Source organism: Haemophilus sp. HMSC071C11 (assembly GCF_001837655.1).
In the GTDB taxonomy this organism is placed as follows: Bacteria; Pseudomonadota; Gammaproteobacteria; order Enterobacterales; family Pasteurellaceae; genus Haemophilus; species Haemophilus influenzae.
In genome coordinates this window covers 1-23,562 of sequence record NZ_KV833440.1, presented here as the reverse complement: position 1 = coordinate 23,562, position 23,562 = coordinate 1, and the positions used below count along the sequence as shown (strand labels likewise).

Below are 23,562 nucleotides of genomic sequence, written 5' to 3'. Positions count from 1 at the left end.
TTTTTTATAAACCAATTTTACAAATCGTAATTAAAATCACATAAAAAATGACCGCACTTAATGTTAATAATTTATTTGCTAGTTTAGGTTTATGTTGATGAAGACGGTATAGCATTCTAGCTGTAACAGCTAGAATAAAGGGATAAACCCAAAAAAGCGTTGAAAATAAATTGATTTGCCAACTTGATAGATAGGGATTTTTACTAAATGCTGTAGAAATTAATAATGCCATTGGACACAATAATATAGGCGAACAAAAGGCAGCAAGACCCCAAGCAAATGGACTAAATTTAGTTGGTAAAGATTGTTTTTTCATATTTTAAATAATTAAAAATAAATAGATACAAGAAAGAAATATAATAAATATGTTGAATAGTAAAGAATATTTTAATGAAAGTAACAATGTAGAAATGGCGCACCCGAAAGGATTCGAACCTTTGACCGCTCGGTTCGTAGCCGAGTACTCTATCCAGCTGAGCTACGGGTGCGTAGATGATGCTTTAATTATTCATAACCACTTTAGTAAGATAGAGTCGCTTTAAAAATGGCGCACCCGAGAGGATTCGAACCTCTGACCGCTCGGTTCGTAGCCGAGTACTCTATCCAGCTGAGCTATGGGTGCAGAATAAATAAAACAAACAATGGCGGTGAGAGAGGGATTCGAACCCTCGATGGAGCTTTTAACCCCATACTCCCTTAGCAGGGGAGCGCCTTCAGCCTGCTCGGCCATCTCACCACAATCAGTGTGAGCGGTATAATACGTTTTTTAGAAAATATGTCAAACCATTTTTTGAAAAACACCTTTGTTTGAATATTTTATCTACACATATAAATATATTATTGAATAAAAATCTACTCATCATTCAAAAATACTAAAATCTTAGATATTGTTTCCCGTCTTAATTCATCTTGCTCAAATAACATCTCATGTTTAGAATTTAGTGCTGTTAATGCCCCTTCGTTCTATTATTAAAAAAAGAACCGCACTTTTTGAAGTGCGGTTATATTTTTAATAGTTTTAATAGTTTTACGCCACCTGTTTAGGTTGTTTAAATACCGTAACTTCTGGTGCTACGCCTATAAATTTCTCAATCTGAACGATACAAGTATTTGGTGAATTTCCTTGTGCCAATTTAGATGTGCCTTCATCGCGTGTTAATACGTTCGGGCAACCATTTTTACACAATGGTTTTTCACTTTCACCTAAGTCCATTGGGTCATACCATGCTCCTTCGTGGAGGGCGACAGTACCTTTAATGATATTTTCTGTTACAACTGCACCTGCAAGCACTTGGCCTCGTTTACTATGAATGCGAACAATATCACCGTCTTTAATACCACGAGTAGCCGCATCTTCAGGGTGAACCATCACTGGCTCACGATCATTTACCGCATATTTTTGACGTAATGAAGTATGCGCCAATTGACTGTGTAAACGATAGTAAGGATGTGGTGTCACTAAAGCTAACGGATATTCTTCCGTCACATTACCCGCAAACTCTTCAGGTTCCATCCAACTAGGATGCCCCTTACAATCGTTATAATTCATTTTCTCAACAACATCAGAGAAAATTTCAATTTTACCTGACGGTGTGCCAAGCGGATTGAGCAATGGATCTTCACGGAATTCACCATAACGCACCCATTTCTTCGCAGCTTCACCCGCCTCAAAACTTAATGGTTTATTTTCTGCCCAGAATTTGTCAAAACGTGGCATTGCTACACGATTTGCACGTGCAGCACTAAAGGCTGCATTATAGAATTCTTCCAGCCACTCCATTTCAGTTTTACCTTCAGTGTATTGTTCTTCCACACCGGCACGTTTAGCAAGCTCAACGAAAATATCGTAGTCATTTTTTGCTTCAAATTGTGGTGGAACCACTTGTTTCATCGGGTAAACACTCATCATAGAGTAGTCGCCAGCCATGGTTAAGTCATTACGTTCATAACTCGTCGTAGCTGGTAACACAATATCTGCCATGCGTGCAGTTGGCGTCCAGTTCACCTCATTGACAATCACTACATCAGGTTTCTGGAAAGCTTTCACTAAGGTATTGGTATCTTGATGGTGAACAAACGGGTTACCACCTGCCCAATATACCGCTTTGATGTCAGGATAAGTAATTTCAGTACCGTTATACTGAATCTTTTTGCCTGGATGGAGTAACACATCAGCAATACGCGCTAATGGGAACGCGGATTTAGACGTATCATCCAACCATGTTTTTGCCCCCGCTTTGCCTGATGGACTTGCCGTAATTGAGCCGATAATACCGCCTGTCGCCGTTGGTACCCCACCATTTGAATAATGATAACTCAAGCCAAAACCGCCACCCGGTAACCCAATTTGTCCTAACATAGATGCAAGGGTTACTAACATCCAGTGGGTTTGTTCACCATGGCGTTGGCGTTGCATCCCCCAGCCACCCATTAACATGGTACGTTTACTGGAGAAATCAGCTGCAAGTTGCTTAATGGTTTCTGCTGGCACACCACAAATTTTAGCCGCCCATTCCGCTGTTTTTGGCTGTCCATCAGTTTTACCTAATAAATATTCTTCGAATTTAGCGTAACCTGACGTATATTTTTTCAAGAAATCTTTATCGTGCTTGCCTTGTTCAACTAAAGTATGCGCAATACCAAGCATTAATGGCACATCCGTTGCTGTATTCACTGGAATCCATTCTGCATTCAACATTTGGCAAGTTTCGCTTTTTTGTGGGTCGATACAAATAATACGTTTACCACTCGCTTGGAATTTATTGAAATATTCAATCCCTTTTTGGTCAGTGGACATCCAAGCAATACGCATTGTTGTGAGTGGATTTGCAGACCAAAGCACAATAATATCACTACTTTCTAATATGGATTCCCAGCTGGTTTGTTGTTCGTACACCTCAATCGTGCCTAATACATGTGGCATAATTACTTGTGCAGCACCCGTAGAGTAATCCCCTTTGTGTCCCACAAAACCACCTGTAGCGTTCATGTAACGCTGTAATAACGTACGAGATGCATGTAATGAACCGCAACTAAACCAACCATAAGAACCAGCAAAAATACCTGTTGATCCATGTTCGTCACGCACACGTTTAAGCTGATTGTGTACTAAATCTAACGCTTCATCCCAAGAAACGCGCACCCATTCATCACGACCACGCATTGTAGTATCGCTTTTTCCTGGATTAGCTAAAAAGCCTTTACGCACCATTGGATATTTCACGCGAGCTTCGCTATACAATTGATCGGCAACAACTGTTTGCAATTCGTTCGGCACTGCAGGCTCAATAGCAGGACCAGATTTCACGACCTTACCATCTTGTACAACAACCCCAATAGATCCCCAGTGAGCGGCAGTCACTACCGTTTTCATTTCAGCTTCTTTTGCTACCGCACTTTTTGATACAACGCCCACCATACCACCAGAAAGGGCACTACCAGCCACGCCTAAAGATGTTTTTTTCAGAAAATCACGACGTTGTTCATTTACGTTATTCTTTTTCATTTCAGCCTCGTTTTAGATAGTTAATTCATTATTGTTTTGCCATATCTTTGGCATTGCGTTGCAGATAAATAGTTAATGCACGTACTTCATCTTTTTTCATTGATGTACGGTCTTTCATAGAATTCACCACACCAATCCATTGGTTAGCCGTGTAATGATCTGCACCAATTGCTGCGTGACAACCACTACATTGAGTTTGGTTTAACTGATTACCGTATTGATTAAGCGTGGTTAAATCTGATGTCATTTTTTCTTTAGCTACATTCACCGCAACACTGATTTCTTTCCAATCAGAATCTGTTACTGCATCATGAACTGTTTTTAATACTTGAACATGATTACGTGCATCTTCGTCCATTAAAGCAAGCGTGATACGTTTACCTAATTCTTGATACACAACTGCTTCAGCCCCCACTTGTTGCCAACCATGTAAAGTACCTTGAATTTGATCACCATTTACTTTCCATTGCATTAATTCAGCATAAGGCATTAAGCGAACCTCATTTCCTTTATCATTGGTCGCTTTCACCATTTCAGTGGCAAAAATAGCTGAGCCATCAGAGAGAGTACCACCTTGTACTGCAGAGGATTTTTGTGTATTTTGATCGCCATGCACTTCAGGTAGGAAGTGAACAATGCCCTTGTGACAATCAATACAAGTTTGACCGTTTGTTTGCGCCTCCGTATGAGTTTGTTTTGCTAATTTAGTTTGTTTTGAAAGCTCCATTGCATCAAAACTGTGACAGCTACGACAGGTTTCTGAATCATTGGCTTTCATATCCTTCCACACTCGTTGTGCCATTTCTGCACGATGAGCTTCATATTTTTCTTTATTCTCAATCTTACCTTGTGCTTCATACCACAAGTCTTTTAAAGCAATAAATTTAGCCTTGACATAATGCCAACCTTCTTTTGGAATATGACAATCTGAACATTGTGCTCTAACCCCTTTTGCATTAGCAAAATGGCTAGAACCTTCCCACTCCTGTTGTGGATAACTCATTGAATGACAACTAGCACAAAACTCTGGTGTACTCGTTTTGTGCATTATCCACTGAGAACCCAATAAGGCAGTTGCACCAACACCGACTAAACAAAGTGCGGTTACTATTTTTTTCATTTTTGACATAGCCACTCCAATAAAATAATAAAAAAACAACCCTAACTACTTATAGTTAGGGTTGATTGTAGAGGTTTTGTAAATCAAAAACTATGATATTTCTCAAGAAAAAATGTTATAAGCTGAAGAAAAATATTATATAAATCAATAAATAACGATTAGTATCAACTTTGCACATTTAGAAAATGATTAACACTTTTAAGTACATTTCTTCGAACATTATCTTTTTCAAATAACACCTCATGTTTAGCATTTAATATGACTTCACATCTAGCATTCGGAAAAAGTGCGGTTAATTTTTCAAGATTGTTGTTATCTACTATTTTTTCTTTTTCGGCTTGTAAAATTAGGATTGGAATTTCAATCTTAGGAATAACTTTCGGCAAGCGTTTAATTGCGTTCAAACACAAATGTACCCAACGGAATGTTGGCCCACCAAGATTAATTGCTGGATTTTTACGATTTACACGATTCATCCATTTCATTCTGGTTTTACAGAAAGTTAATTCATTGTATTCCAAGTGGGCTTGTTGATAAGGCCCTTTACCAAAAACATAACGCTCGCCTTGTCCTAAAATATTCATTAGGGCAATAATCAGTTCATCTCTAATGGGATGTTTTAAAAGAATACCGTAAAAGGGCGAAGAAAGTACCGCTTTATTAATGTGATGATCATAATTTGCCAAATAATAGGTTGCAATCAATGCGCCCATTGAATGAGCAAGCAAATGCTGCGTTGAATAGCTGAAAAGTGCGGTTACTTTTTCGATGATTTTCGCCATATCATCGACATAGAAACGAAATTCGTCTAAATGCCCTTTTTGAGGAATAATACGCTGTGAATAGCCTTGACCGCGATGATCAAATAGCAATACATCATAACCTTGATGATAAAAATCATAAGCGAGCTCTGACCATTTCAGCATATTTTCTGCTCGACCATTTACTAAAATCATCAATTTTCTGACCGCACTTTCAGGTTGAATCAAATGACGATAAGCTAATTTTATATTTCGTTTACCAGAAAGATATTGGGTAGGAAATTGCTCAAAAAAAGGCAATAATTCTGCAAGAGCAAATTGATGAAAATAAGGTTCTCTGATCATAATTTTTTAATGAAAAGGGCGTAGTAAATACGCCCTTTGTAGTGAAAGTAAAATTTATGCCACTAATTGTTTTAAGATACGGCGAACTGGCTCTGCCGCACCCCATAATAATTGGTCACCCACGGTAAAAGCTGCCAAATATTCAGGCCCCATAGCCAATTTACGTAAACGCCCCACTGGCACGCTTAATGTACCTGTTACTTTCGCTGGCGTTAATTCACGTAATGTGGTTTCTTTGTCATTTGGAATTACTTTTACCCATTCATTATGTGATGCAATAATTTGTTCGATTTCTTCTAATGGTAAGTCTTTTTTCAATTTAATGGTAAACGCTTGGCTGTGGCAACGTAATGCACCGATACGCACACATAAACCATCAACAGGAATTGGATTGTCGCTTAAACCTAAAATTTTGTTGGTTTCTGCATAACCTTTCCATTCTTCTTTAGTTTGCCCTGTTTCAGGAAGAAGTTTGTCAATCCAAGGGATTAAGCTACCGCCCAATGCCGCGCCAAAGTTATCCGTTGGGAAATTATCAGCACGCATTTTTGCAGTCACTTTACGTTCAATATCTAAAATAGATGAAGCAGGGTCTTTTAATTCACTTGAAACTGCTTGTTCTAATAAACCCATTTGTGAAAGTAATTCACGCATATTTTTTGCGCCAGCACCTGAAGCCGCTTGATAAGTTGCCACAGAAATCCATTCCACCAAATCTTTTTCAAATAGACCGCCGATAGCCATTAACATTAAGCTTACGGTACAGTTACCGCCCACGAAGGTTTTAATGCCTTTTTTCAAACCTTCAGAAATCACGTGTTGGTTTACTGGATCAAGTACGATAATTGCATCATCTTTCATACGTAGTGCAGACGCTGCATCAACCCAATAACCATCCCAGCCTGTTGCTTTTAATTTTGGATAGACTTCATTGGTGTAATCGCCACCTTGGCAAGTCACGATAATGTCTAATTTTTTAAGTTCTTCAATATCGAATGCACTTTTCAGGTCGCCTGCATCCTTGCCACCAAATACAGGTGCTTTTTGACCTGCTTGTGAAGTTGTAAAAAATACGGGATTAAGATTTTCAAAATCATTTTCCTGCGACATACGATCCATTAATACGGAACCCACCATTCCGCGCCAGCCGATAAAGCCTACATTTTTCATTGTTGTTTCCTTAGTTTGTTGTGCTTGAATAGCATTATTAATTACAAGATAGCGTTAGCAAAATCAAGTATTTTTAATGAAAATTGATCTTTTGTGAAAGAAATTAAATAAAAAATAAAAAAGTGTGGTTAATTTAAAAGAAAATTTAATTTAATCACTCTTTTTCTAGTTATCTACTTCAACACTTATTACGCCATCTTCTGCTTTAAGTAAAGCATACGCATCTTTCAACATTGTGGAATCAATGGAAAAGCAACGAATTTGTAACCGCACTTCTCCACTACTTTGATCTTTGACTTGTATATGTTCAATACGATACTGATTATTTACTAACAATTGGGTAACTTTCCCTATGCTTTCCGCATCATTGACAAGAATATTGAATTTCGTCCGACGACGTTGTGATTTACGATGAACCCAACGTTGAACCAACGGACTTAATCGAATAGACACCAAAATCATCACAGTGGCGATGACCGCATCAAACACGAAACCCGCCCCAGCAGCAATACCGATCCCCGCAGAAGCCCAAATAATCGCCGCAGTGGTTAAACCTGAAATCGCATCATTTTTCTTATGCAAAATCACACCAGCACCTAAAAAACCGATGCCACTAATCACTTGAGCCGCAAGGCGCATCGGATCCGTACGAATATTTTCTGAAACTTGTGCATAATGCTCTGCGGCTTGAATTGAAACAATGGTTAGCACACAAGTGGTAACGGCAATAATGGCGCAAGTTTTTACACCCACAGGCTTACGTTTAAGTTCACGTTCTAAGCCAATAATACTGCCAAGCACCATCGCTAATAGCATTTTGCTAAAAATAATTAAGTGATCAGGATCGAAAAGTGCGGTTAAAAGTAAAGATGAATTTTCCATAATGATAAAAATAAGTCCGACATACTCGTCTATTCTACATCACTTAGCTTAAAATCTTTACCCTTCCAAGCCTTTAATTTATCGCCTTTCTTGCGAAAATTGAGTAGAATCTTGCGTTTGAAATTTTATAGAGCGAAAGAACGGTTATTTTATGCAAAATTCAACCCCAAGCATTGGCTTTGTAAGCCTTGGCTGCCCAAAAAACTTAGTCGATTCTGAACGAATCTTAACGAAATAAACAAAAAATCCATCTTCGTATTGAAGATGGATTTTTTTATTAGCCGAACACTTTTTCCAAGTGTGCTTGGTAGTCTGCTAAGTATTGTTCTACTTGCGGACTTTTAACCACATCGTTACATAAGAATGTCGGCAGGCGAGTCAAACCGAGGAACTCGTTGAGTTTGTGGAAATGCATATACAAAACATCCACGCCTTTGCCTTCAAAGAAATCGCCTTCGCGAGTAAAGGCTTCAATCGGTGCATTCCAAGTCAGTGAAAGCATGTGTTTTTTTCCTTGCAATAAGCCGCCTGTGCCATAGCCCTCGGTTGGATTAACGCTGTGTCTGCCATCACTGTGATATAACTTGCCGTGCCCACTGGTTAATACTTCGTCTATGTATTTTTTCACTGTCCAAGGCTCATGCATCCACCAGCTCGGCATTTGCCAAATCACGGCATCCATCCACAAGAATTTTTCGATTTCAGCTTCAACGTCATAACCAGCATCAATTACAGTTTCTTTGACATTGTGTCCAAGTGCGGTCAAAACTTCTTTCGCTTTTTTGTGAAGCGTGTGGTTCAATTCGCCGTGAGAATGACCAAACGCCTTACCGCCGTCTAATAATAAAATATTCATCTTTTTGCTCCTAAAATAAATAATTAAAAAAGGGATTTTATTATGCTGTTTTACTTTATACTTTAAAAGTGCAAAAATAAAAAACTCTTTTGCGCTAAGCGGAATAATAAAATGAAAACAACTTCTGAAGAATTAACGGTATTTGTGCAAGTAGTCGAAAATGGCAGTTTCAGCCGTGCAGCCAAGCAGCTATCAATGGCAAATTCTGCGGTAAGTCGTGTGGTGAAAAGGCTAGAAGAAAAATTGGGTGTGAACCTAATCAACCGCACTACTAGACAGCTTAGACTAACAGAAGAAGGCTTACAATATTTTCGTCGCGTACAGAAAATTCTGCAAGATATGGCTGCAGCTGAAGCTGAAATGTTGGCAGTGCACGAAGTCCCACAAGGCATACTACGCGTAGATTCAGCCATGCCGATGGTGTTACATCTGCTAGTGCCACTGGCAGCAAAATTCAACGAACGCTATCCGCATATCCAACTTTCGTTAGTTTCTTCCGAAGGCTATATCAATCTGATAGAACGCAAAGTCGATATTGCCTTACGAGCTGGAGAATTGGATGATTCTGGGCTGCGTGCTCGTCATCTATTTGATAGCCACTTCCGCGTAATCGCCAGTCCAGACTACTTGGCAAAACACGGCACGCCACAATCAACTGAAGCTCTTGCCAACCATCAATGTTTAGGCTTCACTGAGCCTAGTTCACTAAATACATGGACAGTTTTAGATGCTCAAGGAAATCCCTATAAAATCTCACCGCACTTTACCGCCAGCAGCGGTGAAATTTTACGGTCATTGTGCCTTTCAGGTTGTGGTATTGCTTGCTTATCAGATTTTTTGGTAGACAATGACATCGCTGAAGGAAAATTAATTCCCTTACTTACTGAACAAACCGCCAATAAAACGCTCCCCTTCAATGCTGTTTACTACAGCGATAAAGCAGTCAACCTTCGCCTACGTGTGTTTTTAGACTTTTTAGTAGAAGAGCTAAGGGGATAATTAAAATTCATAGCATTGAATTTTAAAGTCAATTTGCAAAAATACTTTAAAACCTGACCGCACTTGTCCTGCTGTCTTTTCATTACAATCTAGATTTTCTAACCTCCTTTCAAAATCGCCCTTAATCGATCTAGTTGATTTTGTGTTTTTTCTTGTTTTTGCTCGGTGGTGAATTTTGGTTTATCGCGTTCCCATAGCACATCGTCATTAGGTAATTCAGCTAAAAATCGGCTTGGTTCTGGGCGAACTAATTCGCCATATTGACGACGCTCACGACATAAGGAAAAAGTGAGTTCTTTTTGCGCTCTTGTGATCCCCACATAAGCCAAGCGGCGTTCTTCTTCCACGTTGTCTTCATCAATGCTAGTTTGGTGAGGCAAAATGCCCTCTTCCATACCAATCAAATAAACATAAGGAAATTCTAATCCTTTAGATGCGTGTAATGTCATCAGTTGAACTTGATCGCTGTCGTCATCGTCTTCGCCTAGCTCTAACATATCCCGTAATGTCAGGTGAGTTACTACTTGATTAAGGTTCATCGGCTCATTGGTTTCATCGCCTTTTAACATATCCGCAACCCAGTCAAATAACGTGGCAACATTCTTACTTTGCATTTCTGCCGCTTTAGGGCTTGTCGCGTATTCGTACAAATATTCTTCATAATGAATCGCAGATAACATAGAACGTACCGCACGTTCTGGTTCAGAACGTTGAATTTCATCATTAAGTTCTACAATCCAACGGCCAAATTTTTGCAATGAATCATAGGCTTTTGGTGTAATGCGTTGAATAAGTTCAAACTCAAAAATAGCATCAAACAAACTGATGTGTTTTTCTTGAGCCAACTCTCCAAGTTTTTGTAAGGTTGCGGTGCCAATTTCACGCTTCGGTGTATTCACAATACGCAGGAATGCTCCGTCATCATCTTGATTTACCACCAAGCGCAAATACGCCATCATATCTTTGATTTCTGCACGAGAGAAAAAAGAAGTACCGCCCGAAATTTTGTAAGGAATACGGTTTTGCATCAGTACTTTTTCGAGTAATCGGGATTGATGATTGCCTCGATACAAAATCGCATAATCTTTATATTTGGTTTTACGGCTAAAACGATGGGCGATCAACTCGGCGACAATCCGCTCTGCTTCGTGTTCTTCATTTTTTGCTTCGATGACAAGCAATTTTTCCCCTGTACCAATGGTTGAAAAAAGTTTCTTATCAAACACGTGCTCATTGTTATCAATCAAAATATTGGCACAATGCAAAATACGCTGGGTTGAACGGTAATTTTGCTCTAGCTTAATCACGTTCAAACGAGGAAAATCATCGCGTAAACGCACCATATTTTCTGGTCGTGCGCCACGCCACGAATAAATAGATTGGTCATCATCGCCCACCACAGTGAAACAAGCACGCTCACCCACTAAAAGTTTAATCAGTTCATATTGACTGGTGTTGGTGTCTTGATATTCATCCACCAACAAATAACGAATTTTTGCCTGCCATTTTGACCGCACTTCTTCATTTTGCTTGAACAATAATGTCGGCAGCATAATCAAATCATCAAAATCGAGAGCGTTGTAAGCTCGAATTTGTGTGGCGTAACGCTCATAACATTTTGCGAAAGTTTGATATTTAGCATCACGTGCCAAGGCAAATGCCTGTTTTGGCGAAATCAAATCGTTCTTCCAGTTAGAAATCACTGAAATTAACTCGCGCAATAAATCCTTATCTTCTTTTAACACATCAGCGGTTAGCTCTTTTAACAACGCAAATTGATCGTGCTCATCAAACAAGGTCATATTTGATTTAAAGCCCAACGCTTTATATTCACGCTTAATAATGTCAAAACCGAGCGTATGAAAAGTGGAAACAAGCAATCCTTTGGATTGTTCTTTGCCAATGGAATGTGCCACACGCTCTTTCATCTCGCGTGCGGCTTTATTCGTAAAAGTGACGGCGGCAATTTGTTTCGGAGAATACCCGCACTTTTCAATTAAATGGGCGATTTTATTAATGATTACGCGAGTTTTGCCTGAACCAGCGCCAGCAAGCACAAGGCAAGGGCCTGTCACATATTCAACGGCTTGTTGTTGTTGAGGATTGAGTTTCATAAGAATTATTGAGCCCACGCATAGGGCAGTAATACAGTGTCTAATAAAAATGAGAGAGGCAAATCTAAGATTGGCAATCCCCATTGTTGCGCCATTTCAAGATCATAAGCAACCCCTGCATAGGCGGTATATTTTTCTGTTGGATCGATAAGTTTGACCACGGAACCACAACCAGATAAAACGATAAGTGCGGTTAAAAAAATAAAGGTTTTTATCATCGTGCTTTTAACGCATTGAATACAGGCTCAGGAACTAGCTCAGCGACATCTCCGCCATGTAAATAAATTTCACGCACAATGGTAGAAGAAACAAACGCCCATTTTTCTGCTGGTGGGAAAAACAGACTATCTACGCCTTTTGTGAGTAAACGATTAAGGGCGGCCAATTGCAGTTCATATTCAAAATCTGTTGTTGTGCGTACGCCGCGAATAATGGCAGAAATATTGTGCTGTTTAATCACATTTGCCAACAAATCAGAAAAGCCAAACACCTCCACATTGGATAAATGTGCAACAGATTGACGAACAAGCTCCACGCGTTCCTCCAACGAAAATAGTGGCTTTTTACTTGGGCTATTCGCCACCGCCACTAAAACACGAGGAAAAATTACCGCACTTCTTTCAATAATGTCTAAATGACCGTTCGTAATCGGATCAAAAGTACCAGGATAAATCACGCTCGTCATACATTGCGCTCCAAATAAGGTTTTAATAAATCTAACAAACGCTGTAATGCCCCTCGGTTTTCCATCAGCACTTCATAGCCAGCATTGCCTAAACGTTCGCGGGCTTCTTTTGAGTTTAATAAGGCTTCTACGGCGCGTTCTAAGGAATCTGCGGTTGAATTAACTTCCAACACACCTTGCACTTCCACCAACATTCTAAATATCTCGGGAAAATTAAAAGTATGCTTGCCAGTAATTACAGGCATTTTAAACGCAAGAGGTTCCAGTGGATTATGCCCCCCGTGTTTCACAAGGCTTCCACCCACAAAAGCAATATCGGAAATGCCATACATCAACATCAGTTCGCCCATACTATCGCCCAAAATCACTTGGGTATTTTCATTTGGTAATTCATTTGTGGAACGACGAATAAATTGAAATTTTTCCTTTTTAAGTAAATCAGCCACCACATTAAAACGCTCTGGATGGCGCGGAACGAGCAATAACAATAAATTTGGGTATTTTGCTAACAAAGCGCGGTGAGATTTTAAAATGATTTCATCTTCTCCATTATGCGTGCTGGCAGCAATCCATATTGGGCGATCTTGTTTCCAAAGCGTTCGCAATGAATCAATTTTACGTAATAGTTCATCATTCGTATTGAGATCATATTTAATATTGCCCGTGATATTCAATTTTTCCTTTGGATAGCCCAAAGTGGCATAGCGTTTTCCACTAATGTTATCCTGCGCTGCAATCAAGCTAATTTGCGACCACATTGTTTGTAAGTGCGCTTTTATTTTTCCGTAACGATGTGCAGAACGCGCAGATAAACGTGCATTAGCGATAACAAATGGAATATTGCGTAAAAATAATTGATGAATAAGATTAGGCCAAAGTTCTGTTTCCATCACGATACATAATTTAGGTTGTACAAAATTAATAAAACGATGGATCGAAAAAGGTAAATCAAGGGGGAGATAATAATGAAAAACGCTGTCTCCAAAAGTGGCTTTGACGCGCTCTGAACCTGTTGGCGTAAAAGTCGTAAAAGTAATGGATAAATGCGGATAATCTTGTTGCAATTGACGAACCAGCGGTATCGCAGCAATCACTTCCCCTACGGAGGCTGCGTGGATAAAGATTCCTTGTGGTGGTGGACAAGGCACATTGCCATAAAAACCATAACGTTCAGCCAAACGCTGACGATAACGTGGAGATTTAACACTGAGCAAGCCAATAAAACACAATATCAACGGCTGGCAAATTAAAAGCAAGCTGGTATAAAAAAAACGCCACATAAATGAAATTCGGTTATACTTGAAAAAATTTCGGCTAGTATAGCAAAAAAAGGATTGAAAATATGCCTACAATTAGCGTTGCGATGATTGTAAAAAATGAAGCACAAGACCTCGCCAATTGCTTAGACACCGTAAAAGATTGGGTGGATGAGATTATCATTCTAGATTCTGGTAGCACAGATAACACTAAAGAAATTGCGCTCAGTTATGGGGCTAAATTCTATGAAAATAGCGACTGGCAAGGATTTGGTAAACAACGCCAATTAGCCCAACAATATGTAACCAGTGATTATGTACTCTGGTTAGATGCTGACGAACGCGTTACGCCCAAGTTACAACAGGCTATCTTAAGTGCGGTTAAAAATGATCGAGAAAATACCGTTTATGAAATTCCACGAGTGAGTGAAGTATTTGGGCGTGAAATTCGCCATTCAGGCTGGTATCCCGATTATGTAGTTCGTCTCTATCGCACAAACTATGCGCAATATAATGATTCACTTGTACATGAAAAAGTGGAATTTCCAGCTGGCACAAAAGTAGAAAAATTGACAGGGGATTTAGAGCATTTCACTTATAAAAGTATTCATCATTATCTAGTGAAATCCGCAGGTTATGCCAAAGCCTGGGCAGACCAACGCCAAGCTAAAGGAAAAAAAGCCACACTTTGGCAAGGAATTTCGCACGCGCTTGGTTGTTTTGTGAAGATGTATTTGTTAAAAGCGGGTTTTTTAGATGGCAAACAAGGATTTTTATTAGCGGTGTTATCAGCGCATTCAACCTTTGTAAAATACGCCGATTTATGGGAGCGAGATCAGCATAAACACTAGCGAGTTTTGCAAGGACAATCATTTAAATGATCGTCCACCAGCCCCATAGATTGCATAAACGCATAGCACGTGGTTTCGCCAACAAAGACGAAACCACGTTTTTTTAAGGCTTGAGAAAGTGCTTTCGATACTTCTGTTTTAGTTGGCACAGATCGCAAATCAGGCACATCATTGACAATCGGTTTATGATTCACAAATGACCAAATAAAATTACTGAAATTTTCACCGCACTTTTCCATTGCCAAATAAGCTTTCGCATTTTTGACAATGGCTTCTAACTTGGCTCGATGGCGAATTAATCCTGAATTTTGCATGCAAGCATCAATATCAAGTGCGGTCATTTTTGCGATTTTTTTCGGATCAAATTGATGAAAGGCTGCACGGTAAGATTCACGTTTTTTCAAAACCGTAATCCACGAAAGTCCCGCTTGCTGCCCTTCCAAACAAATTTTTTCAAATAGCTTTTGGCTGTCGAATTCAGGCTTTCCCCATTCCTTGTCATGATAATCAATATAAATAGGTTGTTCGCCAACCCAAGGGCATCTGGTTATTTGTTGCATATTAAAACTTGACAAAATAAAACATTTTGATATATTCCGAGCCAAGTGGATCGAGGGTGCTTGGTCGGCGTTATAGCTTCAGTGAGTTTCATTGAGGCTTTTCGCTTTTTAGGGCTAAGGGAAATGTTTCAGTCCTTTTTGATCAAAATTTTCCCCCAGTATTTTTCTTCCACCTTCACAATAAAATTTCTTTTTAAGGATCTCAAAGGCTCGATTTGGTTGATTACTATCTAAAATATGTCTCCCGATAGGTCTTGCCACTAAATCCGCAACTTGCAACCCCACAGAATTAATTTGTTTTGGCACAATCTTTACTTGAAAAGGCAAGGACTTTTTAAATTTATTTTGTCCATCACAAATACGTAAAAATTCCAGCTCTAACTCTCTATCCTCATTACGTCCACGGCTTTCCACGGCAACAAAAGTGATTTTATCTTCTTGATGCTTTTCACAAACAAATTCGTATAGGGTTTCTAAACAATGTTTGAGTGAAAAATGATAAGGGTGTGTTGTTTCATTTTGTGGCGTTTTTCGCTTATCAATCACACAGGCAGCAAGAATAAAATTAGTATTTTCAATAATAGATGAAATACGTTCCATAAAACCTTCACGCTGTTCACGAGAAGTGAAAATATTAAAATCGCCTTTTTCTTTGCGGATTTCATGCTCATGCAATATCACCATATCATGACCAAAATAATCAAATTTTATCTTCTGTATCTGTGGAACAATATTATTTCGATAATGGTCTTTATAAAAAATACAGAATGCAAGTACAAACACAGGATAGTTTTTATCAATTGACTGTAAACTGTGATCTCCACTTTCATCGACATACACCATAAAATCGCTGTATTTATTTTCCATTGCCAATTACCTTATTTTAATTGCTCATAAACCGCGACAAAATCTGGCATTACGCCTCGCCATAAATGGAAAGAATGTGCTGCTTGCGCGACTAACATTCCAAAGCCATCGCTAACATTGGTTAAACCTAAACTTTTGCATAATGCGATAAATGGCGTGTCTGTGCCTTTCGCATATTGCATATCGTAAAAAGCTAAGCCTAATTTTAAAATTTCAACATCAACTGGAGCAGTTCCACCACTTAATCCAGCGGAAGTTGCATTAATCACTACATCATAGGTTTGTAGTGGAATCGAATCCATAGAGACAGCTTGAATATTGCCGTAAGGCTGAAATCTTTCAGCTAATTCTTTGGTTTTCGAAAAAGTGCGGTTAGCAAGCACAATGTTTTGTTGAGCTTGTAAAAGTGGCAATAATACGCCTTTTGTTGCTCCGCCTGCCCCCAAGATTAATACGTGTTGATTTGGACGAAGCCAATTTAAACGCTCCAAATCCGTCACTAAACCAATCCCATCGGTGTTATCCGCATAAAGTTTTCCATCATCGAGTTTTTTTAGCGTATTACAGGCTTCCGCCAATTTTGCTCGTTGGCTATATTCGTCTGCCAGTTGATAGGCACGTTCTTTAAAAGGCGAAGTAATATTGCAACCTTTCGCACCCTCCTCAAAAAATGCCAAAAGCTGTTGTTCAAAAGAATCAAGATTGCCTAATTTTGCGATGTATTCCATAGTTTGATGGGTTTGCGCGGCTAACTGACGTTGAATTAATGGCGATTTACTTTGCGTAATCGGATTGCCCCATACAGCATAAAGATCCATAAATTATCCCTGTCTAAAAAGTTGATTTGTGCGTAAGTCTCGAATTTCAGATGGATTGCGTGCATCTCCCACAATTTCATCCAATACAGGAAAATCTGCACCGAATTGTAACCGCACTTCATCGGCGGTACGGCAAGGTGGCTCTCCTGTTAGGTTTGCGCTAGTCGAAGTTAATGCAAAACCCGTGAGTTCACATAAGGCTTTCACAGATGGGTGATCGCACAAACGTATTGCAATGCTATCAAATTTTCCTGTGAGAAAATGCGAGGTGGTGGATTTAGCTGGCACAATCCAAGTCGTTGGACGTTCATATTTACCTTGCAGATGAGAAAGCTGTTCATCGTTAATCTGCTCAAAATCGACAAAAGGACGGAAAAAATCCAAGCTAGGAGCGACTAAAATCAGCCCTTTTTCCACTGGACGTTGCTTTAAATAGAGTAATTTTTTTACCGCACTTTCACTTTGCGGATTACAGCCCAAACCAAACACAGCTTCAGTGGGATAAGCAACCACTTGATTTTGTCGAAGGGCTTCGGCGATTTGTTCTCTATTCATTTCATTCTTTTACTTTTATTGCTCAAAAATATGACGGCAAGTTTTATTTGCACACTGGAAAATTTGTTTTTCCCCATTTTCGCTTTTTAACAAAGAAAGAGGAAAATGGCACGTTGGGCAAGGCACGGAATAAGGCTTGGCAGGCAAAGAAAATTTACATTTAGGGAAATTATCACAGCCGTAAAAAATCTTTCCTTGGCGACCACGACGAGAAATCAAATGCCCCGTTTTACATTCAGGACAAGTAATTTTTTCCTCAGATTCAGATTCTTCCCGCACCACAAAATCGCATTCAGGATAATGGCTACAACCAATAAACATCCCAAAACTGCCTTGTTTCAACTGCAATAAATTACCGCACTTCGGGCAAATTTCATCAAATGTTTTTAATACTTTATGCTCCGATCGTTGCAAAGGACGCAAATAATCACATTCAGGATAAGCAGAGCAACCTAAAAACAGCCCTTTTTTGCCTTGTTTAATTTGCAAAAGCGCACCACATTGAGGGCAATATTCCTGTTGTTTGCTATGATGAAAAAGGCTTTGATTCATAATCTATCCTTACGCTTGAAGCATTTCTTCCAATTCTTCCTGTGCAGTCATCCATTCCGTTTCTACATCATCTAATGCTTTCTTCACATCCACTTGTTGAGCCAAAAGTGCGGTCAATTTTTCTTTATTTTCCGCATTATATAATTCAGTATCTGCCAGTTGATTTTCTATGTTCGCAAGCTCAGAAGAAAATTTATTCATTTTTTCTTCTAATTGCGTGATTTTTTTACGTAATGGTGCAGTTTGTTGGCGTAACTCTGCTTCACGGCGTTTTTGTTCCTTACGATTTTGAACCGAATTTTCATTATCACCTACTTTTTCTGAGACTTTATTTTCAGACGTACTGTTTTGTTCACTCAACCATTTTTGATAGTCTTCTAAATCGCCTTTAAATTCTTCCACTTTTTTATCGTGAACTAAGTAAAATTCTTCTACGGTATTGCGTAATAAATGACGATCGTGAGACACCACCACCAAAGAACCTTCGTAATCCACCAACGCTTCCGTTAATGCCTGACGCATATCCAAATCCAAATGGTTAGTCGGTTCATCGAGTAATAGCAAATTCGGGCGTTGCCAAACAATCAAAGCCAACACCAAACGAGCTTTTTCTCCTCCAGAAAAGGATTTCACTGCTTGATTTACTTTATCGCCGTGGAACGCAAAACTGCCTAAATAATCGCGAACTTGTTGCTCCGTTTGTTCTGGTGCGAGTTTTTGCATATGCCACAGGGCAGATTCATCTGCGCGTAAAGTATCTAATTGATGTTGGGCAAAATAGCCAAGTTGCACGCCTTTTGCCAACTGAACTGTGCCTGAAAGTGCGGTCAGTTCTCCTGCTAAAAGTTTAATCAAAGTTGATTTTCCCGCACCATTTTTACCGAGCAAACCAATCCGCGAACCTGGCACCAAATTCAGTTTAATTTTACTTAAAATTTCTACCGCACTTTCTCCGCAACCATAACCTGCACTCGCCTGCTCAATCATCACTAAGGGATTTGGCAAAGATTGCGGCGGACGGAATTCAAAGGTAAAAGGATTATCCACATAAGCAGGCGCAATCAGCTCCATTCTTTCCAATGCTTTCATACGGCTTTGTGCTTGTTTAGCTTTGGTGGCTTTGGCTTTAAAGCGATCAATATATTTTTGTAAATGGGAAATTTTTTGTTGTTGCTGACGATACATCGCTGTTTGTTGAGCCAATTTAGTGGCTCGTTGCACCTCAAAGGAAGAATAATCGCCCGTGTATTCGTTGAGCTTCTGATTTTCGATATGGAGGATTTTTGTCACAATCGGGTCGAGAAAATCACGGTCGTGAGAAATTAATACCAAAGTGCCTTGATATTGCACTAGCCAACGCTCTAACCAAATAACCGCATCCAAATCCAAATGGTTGGTTGGTTCATCAAGTAACAATAAATCTGATGGACAAAGCAATGCCTGCGCCAAATTCAAACGCATCCGCCAACCGCCTGAAAAGGCCTTCACTGGCTGGGTTGTTTCTTCTTGGCTAAATCCTAAACCATGCAATAAAGAAGCAGCTCGAGATTGAATTGTCCACGCATCCAAGGTTTCTAATTGCCCGTGAATACGCGCAATGGCGTTACCGTCATTGCGTTCATTTGCTTGTTCAAGCTCTTGTTGCAAACGGCAATATTCACGATCCCCTTGAATTACATAATCAATCGCTGAAATATCCAATGCTGGCGTTTCTTGATTTACCCAAGATACCCGCCAATTTGCTGGATAATTTACCTCTCCGCCCTCTGGCGTTAATTCTTTTTTTAATAAGGCAAAAAGAGAAGATTTTCCACAACCATTCTTCCCCACCAAACCGACTTTTTGCTTGGGATTAATGGTAGCAGAAGCATTTTCGAGAAGCTCCGTTTGCCCTCGTTTTAAGGATAAGTTACTAAATATAATCATTTTTCTACATAGGTCTTAATTTGAGGCTATTTTGCAATATTTTTCCTTTTCTCGGAACAGTCTATTCCGATTTTATCGATTTTCTAGTCAAAAAAGCCACGTATAATAAGGTGCAATAAAAACTATTTATTGAGAAAACTTAATGAAAATATAACAAGTCAATATGAAAACAATGGGTATATCTTAGGCATTTTTTATCCTTAGAGGCACAATCGACAGGGTTTTCCCTAAAGGAGCGAGCAATTTTAATAACGTTTCAAGTTGAGGATTCGTTTGTCCTTTTTCAATGCGTGCAATCATAGGTTGCTTCACACCGCTTAAGGTTTCAAGTTGTTTTTGGGAAATCCCAAGTTGCTGACGAGAAGTAATCAATTCTTTAATTAAGGCTACACGCAAATTACTTTCTCGGATTTCTTCTTCATTGAAAATTTGCTGTTCAAACTCATTCCAATTTGAACCTAATGGGCTGATTTTATTCATTTTTCAATCTCTCTTTTAATTCACTTAAGCGTTGTTGGGCTGTTTGGATTACATAATCTCGAATTTTATTCAGTTTAATTCGACTATCTTTGCTTTCATTTTGAGCCAGCGATAGCAGATACTCTTTCACTGGCTCAATGTCATTTTGGTCTCTGTAAAAGAGAATCTCGTACATAATTTATCCTATTTACTTACTTATTTCAATAACTAATAAGTTATTAATTTTTAATGTGTAAGCATAAATAGAAACTAAAAATTTGGCGAGATAGTCATTTCAATCTTTCGATCGAGATCGCAAAAACAGCAAAAAGAGCTTGATTTTCAAGGAGATTTTGCACAAATGCCGATGTTTGAATATTAGCTTTGAAAGAGAGAGTAAAAGGTAGATTCTTTCTCAAGAAAAAGTGCGGTAAAAATTTACCGCACTTTTGATTTTAGACAGATTAGAATTCAAATTGAACTGACATCTTATAATTTCTACCTGGTGCGTAGAAGCGGTTAATGCCTTGACCTGTCTTTTGATCTATAACATTACTTGTACCAAATGAACGAATTGAACGCGCAGAATCCCAAGTGATGTATTTACGGTTTGTAAGATTATATACGCCAGCTCTTATGGTTAAATTTTTAATTGGTTGCACATATCCAATTAAATCTAGAATAGTATAAGATTTACTGCGCCATTTTATGCTAGTGTTGGCTTGTTTTTTATCTTTCGCATAAATATCATAAGTATCTTCTGGATTTTTACTTGCTACGTGGGTAGTGTAGAAATTAAATCCAAATTTTTGGCTTGGGTGATCATAGCCTAAGCCATACACCATTGTTTTAGGCTGAATTGCATTCATAGGAATATTGCCATTTATTCTGCCTTTTTGATAGGTATATTTATAGCTTAGGTTAAATCCATCCATAAATTTTGCCATTTTACCAAGGAATACTTTTGAATTAATTTCTATTCCTTTTACTACCGCACTATCTCTATTAATATTTTGATAAAGAGAAAATGGTAATGTGCGACCTCCACCACTACCGCCTACTGCAAAATCTTTTTCTCCTTTAAATATTAGGTCGATAAAGTTTTTATAGTTGGTTTTAAATAGACTTGTGGAGATAAAACCCCAATCATCATTATGTAATGTAAAAGCAATTTCTTTTGTTTTTGCTATCTCTGGTTTTAGATTAGTATTTGGCAAAATAGTGAAATCAGGGTGTTTAAAGGTGAAATACATTTCATCTGAAGTTGGTGCTCTAAAACCTTTTGAATATTTTAGTTGTAAACGAAGAAAACTCGTTGGATCAATCGTTGAAGCAAAACTATAAGAATGTGCTTTATATTTTTTGTTTTGTTTAGCGATATAGTCAATATTTTGTTGTACATTTTTCTTAACTTCCTCAGTACTTGGACTTCCTTTTAATGGAATAAACAATCCTTTCACAATATCATCAGGTAATTTCGGTGTAACGCCGTGTTTATATTTTGGTTGATAATGGATATTGTCATAACGATACCCCAAATCAAAAGATAAATAATCAGTTATAACAACATTATCAAAGAGATAGACTGATTTTTCTTTTGTTTTAATGGGTAATAAGTAAGAAAATTCAGGATCAACTCGAGGGCAAAGGTGAGCCTTCCAAGAATCTTCACAAGTGCGAGGTTTATTAGATATAGGACCTTTACCAAGTGTAGGCGTTGCCCACCACTGAACATCAGTGGCATCATTACCAGCACGATTAACCATACGCTTCATCGTTGTATTATATGAGCTACCATATTGTAGATTATGTTCAACACGCCAAGTTTTGAAGTCTTTGGTTAAATCTAAATTTAATTGTTGGGTGTTGGTGTCTAAATCTCGCTCTTGCCAGAGGCGTTCTAAATAACCAGGTGAATAGGGAAGAATAGATTTTATTTTCCTATTATTCCTATCCTTTATTCTAGCGAATATTTTGCCATTTATTTCTTCTTTTTCAAGTTCAGATTCTTTCCAGTTTCCTTCATAGCCATAATAATTTTTACCTTCAAAAACTTTCATTTTTGTTTTATTTTCACAATCAAATCTTGAACAATCATACCAAGTGTCATCGGCGTTTCCTAGGGTTAGTTTACCTTCTATTTCTTCCTTATCAGTATCAATAAATTTATTGAAGTCATAGTAATCACTACCGTCTTTTTTCTTAAATTCAAGTTCTGATCCATCTCGACGTGTTATTTTCCCATTTGTTAATTTTAGTCCCGTAGGATTGTCTGTGCCTTCACAATGTCTTACACCAGCATCACAATACTCATCTGTGCGTGCACGAGTTTTAATACGTTGATCAGAATAAGTGAGTTTTAATGTATCCCAAAATGGAGTTTGAGAGAAATTTTCATAACTAAATGAAATATTACGTCTCTTTGTTTTATCATTGGTGTGTCTAGAATCATCCTCGGGTAAATCAAGAGTTTTTAGATATTTTAATGTATAGGATAAATCTTGCCCACGAGAACGATGTTCATATAAATCTGCTGCAAGGGTAAAACGATGATTTTCTGTAGGGTTAAAAGAGAATTTTAATAATGTACTATCTTGTTCAATTTTGTATGGGTCTGCTTTTTCTCTTTTTTTACCTTGAGTAAGGCTATCTGCATTTTTGTAATCATAGTTTTCAAGTTCGTGTCCATTTCTTCTTGTTGTAACCACTAGCACATCGAACTTTTTATAACGTCCAGCAAGAGTAAGGGTATTGAATGATTGATTATTTTCCGTAGCGTATCCCTTTTTGTAACTTACATAGTAATCCTTGTTAAGGAGATAATCCCTCGCATCTTTTGTTTTATAAATTACAGAACCACCTAAGGAACCACTACCATTCTTAATAGAATCAGCACCTTTTGTGATATTTACTTCTTTTAATGTTTCAATTTCTGCACCATTACGCGTGTTATTGAAGTTACCATAACCTTCAAAAAGCTCTTTAAAGCCTTGAGAAGATAAGGTTTCAGCTTGACGTAATCCATCAATATTAATCGCTACTCGATTTTCATCTACCCCTCTAATCGCAAAACCGCTTTGTCCAAATCTTCCTGCTTCAACAACAGTAACGCCCGTCTCGTATTTAACGATGTCTTTAATGTTGTTTGCTTGTTCTCTTTCTAGCGTTTTAGCCGTTTTTACAGTTTCGGCAATTTTTGGCGGAGCTTTCGTATCAGTATTTTCGGTAGAGCCAGAAACATTTATTTGTTCTAGTTGTTCAGAAGCATTACTATTTTGGTT

Annotated in this window: 22 protein-coding genes and 3 tRNA genes; 2 read left to right on the top strand and 23 right to left on the bottom strand. The window is 38.4% G+C overall.

The window, feature by feature from the left end; all coding sequences use genetic code 11:
• Positions 1–4: 4 nt before the first annotated feature.
• From HMPREF2644_RS06655 to HMPREF2644_RS06610, 10 genes are all read right to left on the bottom strand, one after another.
• Entirely contained in the window at positions 5–316 is a 312-nt protein-coding gene (locus HMPREF2644_RS06655; RefSeq protein ID WP_005665148.1) for a DUF5389 family protein, read from the bottom strand.
• A 95-nt stretch (positions 317–411) separates the two neighbouring features.
• A tRNA-Arg gene (locus HMPREF2644_RS06650) sits at positions 412–488 on the bottom strand.
• A gap of 57 nt (positions 489–545) precedes the next feature.
• Positions 546–622: transfer RNA gene (locus HMPREF2644_RS06645), tRNA-Arg, on the bottom strand.
• 20 nt (positions 623–642) lie between these two features.
• Positions 643–736, bottom strand: a tRNA-Ser gene (locus HMPREF2644_RS06640).
• 291 nt (positions 737–1,027) lie between these two features.
• Entirely contained in the window at positions 1,028–3,505 is a 2,478-nt protein-coding gene (gene torA / locus HMPREF2644_RS06635) for a trimethylamine-N-oxide reductase TorA (protein ID WP_044332995.1), read from the bottom strand.
• 28 nt (positions 3,506–3,533) lie between these two features.
• Positions 3,534–4,634, bottom strand: a complete 1,101-nt coding sequence (locus HMPREF2644_RS06630) for a NapC/NirT family cytochrome c (protein WP_042594698.1) — start codon at positions 4,632–4,634, stop codon at positions 3,534–3,536.
• A gap of 155 nt (positions 4,635–4,789) precedes the next feature.
• Positions 4,790–5,731, bottom strand: coding sequence for an alpha/beta fold hydrolase (locus HMPREF2644_RS06625; RefSeq protein ID WP_042594700.1), 942 nt, complete (start codon positions 5,729–5,731; stop codon positions 4,790–4,792).
• Between the two features lie 54 nt (positions 5,732–5,785).
• Positions 5,786–6,901 carry an aspartate-semialdehyde dehydrogenase gene (asd, locus tag HMPREF2644_RS06620; protein WP_042594701.1) on the bottom strand — a complete coding sequence of 372 codons (1,116 nt, stop codon included), beginning with the start codon at positions 6,899–6,901 and terminating at the stop codon, positions 5,786–5,788.
• A 165-nt stretch (positions 6,902–7,066) separates the two neighbouring features.
• A complete protein-coding gene (locus HMPREF2644_RS06615; protein WP_038440447.1) occupies positions 7,067–7,783 on the bottom strand; it encodes an MgtC/SapB family protein in 717 nt (238 codons plus the stop codon).
• A 277-nt stretch (positions 7,784–8,060) separates the two neighbouring features.
• Positions 8,061–8,639, bottom strand: a complete 579-nt coding sequence (locus HMPREF2644_RS06610; protein WP_038440444.1) for an NAD(P)H-dependent oxidoreductase — start codon at positions 8,637–8,639, stop codon at positions 8,061–8,063.
• 111 nt (positions 8,640–8,750) lie between these two features.
• Between HMPREF2644_RS06610 and yafC the strand changes: the two genes are divergently transcribed.
• Complete coding sequence (gene yafC / locus HMPREF2644_RS06605; RefSeq protein WP_005654520.1) at positions 8,751–9,638, top strand: DNA-binding transcriptional regulator YafC; 888 nt, start codon at positions 8,751–8,753, stop codon at positions 9,636–9,638.
• Between the two features lie 98 nt (positions 9,639–9,736).
• Here yafC and rep read toward each other — a convergent pair whose 3' ends face one another.
• The 4 genes from rep to waaA are packed head-to-tail and all read right to left on the bottom strand — an operon-like array spanning position 9,737 to position 13,717.
• Complete coding sequence (gene rep / locus HMPREF2644_RS06600; RefSeq protein ID WP_038440442.1) at positions 9,737–11,752, bottom strand: DNA helicase Rep; 2,016 nt, start codon at positions 11,750–11,752, stop codon at positions 9,737–9,739.
• A gap of 5 nt (positions 11,753–11,757) precedes the next feature.
• A complete protein-coding gene (locus HMPREF2644_RS06595) occupies positions 11,758–11,970 on the bottom strand; it encodes a YceK/YidQ family lipoprotein (RefSeq protein ID WP_005654525.1) in 213 nt (70 codons plus the stop codon).
• Positions 11,967–12,437: a pantetheine-phosphate adenylyltransferase gene (gene coaD / locus HMPREF2644_RS06590; RefSeq protein WP_011272145.1), complete on the bottom strand. Its 471-nt coding sequence runs from the start codon at positions 12,435–12,437 to the stop codon at positions 11,967–11,969. The genes HMPREF2644_RS06595 and coaD overlap by 4 nt, the downstream gene beginning before the upstream one ends.
• Positions 12,434–13,717 (bottom strand): lipid IV(A) 3-deoxy-D-manno-octulosonic acid transferase, encoded by a 1,284-nt coding sequence (gene waaA, locus HMPREF2644_RS06585; RefSeq protein WP_011272146.1) that lies wholly within the window; start codon positions 13,715–13,717, stop codon positions 12,434–12,436. Before waaA ends, coaD begins: the two co-directional genes overlap by 4 nt.
• A gap of 62 nt (positions 13,718–13,779) precedes the next feature.
• Here waaA and HMPREF2644_RS06580 point away from each other — a divergent pair, with 62 nt between their 5' ends.
• A complete protein-coding gene (locus HMPREF2644_RS06580; protein ID WP_011272147.1) occupies positions 13,780–14,544 on the top strand; it encodes a glycosyltransferase family 2 protein in 765 nt (254 codons plus the stop codon).
• Here the strand turns inward: HMPREF2644_RS06580 and HMPREF2644_RS06575 are convergent.
• The 9 genes from HMPREF2644_RS06575 to HMPREF2644_RS06535 all read right to left on the bottom strand — a co-directional run.
• A complete protein-coding gene (locus HMPREF2644_RS06575; protein WP_011272148.1) occupies positions 14,541–15,104 on the bottom strand; it encodes a DNA-3-methyladenine glycosylase I in 564 nt (187 codons plus the stop codon). The two genes, HMPREF2644_RS06580 and HMPREF2644_RS06575, sit on opposite strands and share 4 nt — an antisense overlap.
• Positions 15,105–15,218: 114 nt before the next feature.
• Positions 15,219–15,971 carry a DUF3800 domain-containing protein gene (locus HMPREF2644_RS06570; protein WP_011272149.1) on the bottom strand — a complete coding sequence of 251 codons (753 nt, stop codon included), beginning with the start codon at positions 15,969–15,971 and terminating at the stop codon, positions 15,219–15,221.
• Between the two features lie 11 nt (positions 15,972–15,982).
• Positions 15,983–16,789: a shikimate dehydrogenase gene (gene aroE / locus HMPREF2644_RS06565; protein WP_011272150.1), complete on the bottom strand. Its 807-nt coding sequence runs from the start codon at positions 16,787–16,789 to the stop codon at positions 15,983–15,985.
• A 3-nt stretch (positions 16,790–16,792) separates the two neighbouring features.
• Positions 16,793–17,344 (bottom strand): L-threonylcarbamoyladenylate synthase type 1 TsaC, encoded by a 552-nt coding sequence (locus HMPREF2644_RS06560; RefSeq protein ID WP_070828341.1) that lies wholly within the window; start codon positions 17,342–17,344, stop codon positions 16,793–16,795.
• A 15-nt stretch (positions 17,345–17,359) separates the two neighbouring features.
• The gene (locus HMPREF2644_RS06555; protein ID WP_011272152.1) at positions 17,360–17,896 is read right to left on the bottom strand and encodes a DNA topoisomerase family protein; all 537 of its coding nucleotides are present in this window, start codon (positions 17,894–17,896) and stop codon (positions 17,360–17,362) included.
• 9 nt (positions 17,897–17,905) lie between these two features.
• On the bottom strand, positions 17,906–19,822 hold the full coding sequence (locus HMPREF2644_RS06550; protein ID WP_070828340.1) for an ABC transporter ATP-binding protein: 1,917 nt from the start codon (positions 19,820–19,822) through the stop codon (positions 17,906–17,908).
• A gap of 183 nt (positions 19,823–20,005) precedes the next feature.
• A complete protein-coding gene (locus HMPREF2644_RS06545) occupies positions 20,006–20,302 on the bottom strand; it encodes a type II toxin-antitoxin system antitoxin ToxA (protein WP_061671753.1) in 297 nt (98 codons plus the stop codon).
• Positions 20,295–20,477 (bottom strand): shikimate 5-dehydrogenase, encoded by a 183-nt coding sequence (locus tag HMPREF2644_RS06540; RefSeq protein WP_005654546.1) that lies wholly within the window; start codon positions 20,475–20,477, stop codon positions 20,295–20,297. Before HMPREF2644_RS06540 ends, HMPREF2644_RS06545 begins: the two co-directional genes overlap by 8 nt.
• Positions 20,478–20,745: 268 nt before the next feature.
• Positions 20,746–23,562: TonB-dependent hemoglobin/transferrin/lactoferrin family receptor (locus HMPREF2644_RS06535; RefSeq protein WP_070828339.1), on the bottom strand; the 2,817-nt coding region annotated here is incomplete at its 5' end.

Excerpts from the sequence above, each read along its gene's own strand:
- coaD (WP_011272145.1), bottom strand. The coding sequence starts at position 12,437 with ATGACGAGCGTGATTTATCCTGGTACTTTTGATCCGATTACGAACGGT.
- HMPREF2644_RS06540 (WP_005654546.1), bottom strand. The coding sequence starts at position 20,477 with ATGTACGAGATTCTCTTTTACAGAGACCAAAATGACATTGAGCCAGTG.
- yafC (WP_005654520.1), top strand. The coding sequence starts at position 8,751 with ATGAAAACAACTTCTGAAGAATTAACGGTATTTGTGCAAGTAGTCGAA.
- HMPREF2644_RS06555 (WP_011272152.1), bottom strand. The coding sequence starts at position 17,896 with ATGAATCAAAGCCTTTTTCATCATAGCAAACAACAGGAATATTGCCCT.
- rep (WP_038440442.1), bottom strand. The coding sequence starts at position 11,752 with ATGAAACTCAATCCTCAACAACAACAAGCCGTTGAATATGTGACAGGC.
- HMPREF2644_RS06545 (WP_061671753.1), bottom strand. The coding sequence starts at position 20,302 with ATGAATAAAATCAGCCCATTAGGTTCAAATTGGAATGAGTTTGAACAG.
- aroE (WP_011272150.1), bottom strand. The coding sequence starts at position 16,789 with ATGGATCTTTATGCTGTATGGGGCAATCCGATTACGCAAAGTAAATCG.
- HMPREF2644_RS06575 (WP_011272148.1), bottom strand. The coding sequence starts at position 15,104 with ATGCAACAAATAACCAGATGCCCTTGGGTTGGCGAACAACCTATTTAT.
- asd (WP_042594701.1), bottom strand. The coding sequence starts at position 6,901 with ATGAAAAATGTAGGCTTTATCGGCTGGCGCGGAATGGTGGGTTCCGTA.
- HMPREF2644_RS06630 (WP_042594698.1), bottom strand. The coding sequence starts at position 4,634 with ATGTCAAAAATGAAAAAAATAGTAACCGCACTTTGTTTAGTCGGTGTT.
- HMPREF2644_RS06610 (WP_038440444.1), bottom strand. The coding sequence starts at position 8,639 with ATGAATATTTTATTATTAGACGGCGGTAAGGCGTTTGGTCATTCTCAC.
- HMPREF2644_RS06595 (WP_005654525.1), bottom strand. The coding sequence starts at position 11,970 with ATGATAAAAACCTTTATTTTTTTAACCGCACTTATCGTTTTATCTGGT.
- HMPREF2644_RS06655 (WP_005665148.1), bottom strand. The coding sequence starts at position 316 with ATGAAAAAACAATCTTTACCAACTAAATTTAGTCCATTTGCTTGGGGT.
- waaA (WP_011272146.1), bottom strand. The coding sequence starts at position 13,717 with ATGTGGCGTTTTTTTTATACCAGCTTGCTTTTAATTTGCCAGCCGTTG.
- HMPREF2644_RS06560 (WP_070828341.1), bottom strand. The coding sequence starts at position 17,344 with ATGAATAGAGAACAAATCGCCGAAGCCCTTCGACAAAATCAAGTGGTT.
- HMPREF2644_RS06570 (WP_011272149.1), bottom strand. The coding sequence starts at position 15,971 with ATGGAAAATAAATACAGCGATTTTATGGTGTATGTCGATGAAAGTGGA.
- HMPREF2644_RS06625 (WP_042594700.1), bottom strand. The coding sequence starts at position 5,731 with ATGATCAGAGAACCTTATTTTCATCAATTTGCTCTTGCAGAATTATTG.
- HMPREF2644_RS06615 (WP_038440447.1), bottom strand. The coding sequence starts at position 7,783 with ATGGAAAATTCATCTTTACTTTTAACCGCACTTTTCGATCCTGATCAC.
- torA (WP_044332995.1), bottom strand. The coding sequence starts at position 3,505 with ATGAAAAAGAATAACGTAAATGAACAACGTCGTGATTTTCTGAAAAAA.
- HMPREF2644_RS06550 (WP_070828340.1), bottom strand. The coding sequence starts at position 19,822 with ATGATTATATTTAGTAACTTATCCTTAAAACGAGGGCAAACGGAGCTT.
- HMPREF2644_RS06580 (WP_011272147.1), top strand. The coding sequence starts at position 13,780 with ATGCCTACAATTAGCGTTGCGATGATTGTAAAAAATGAAGCACAAGAC.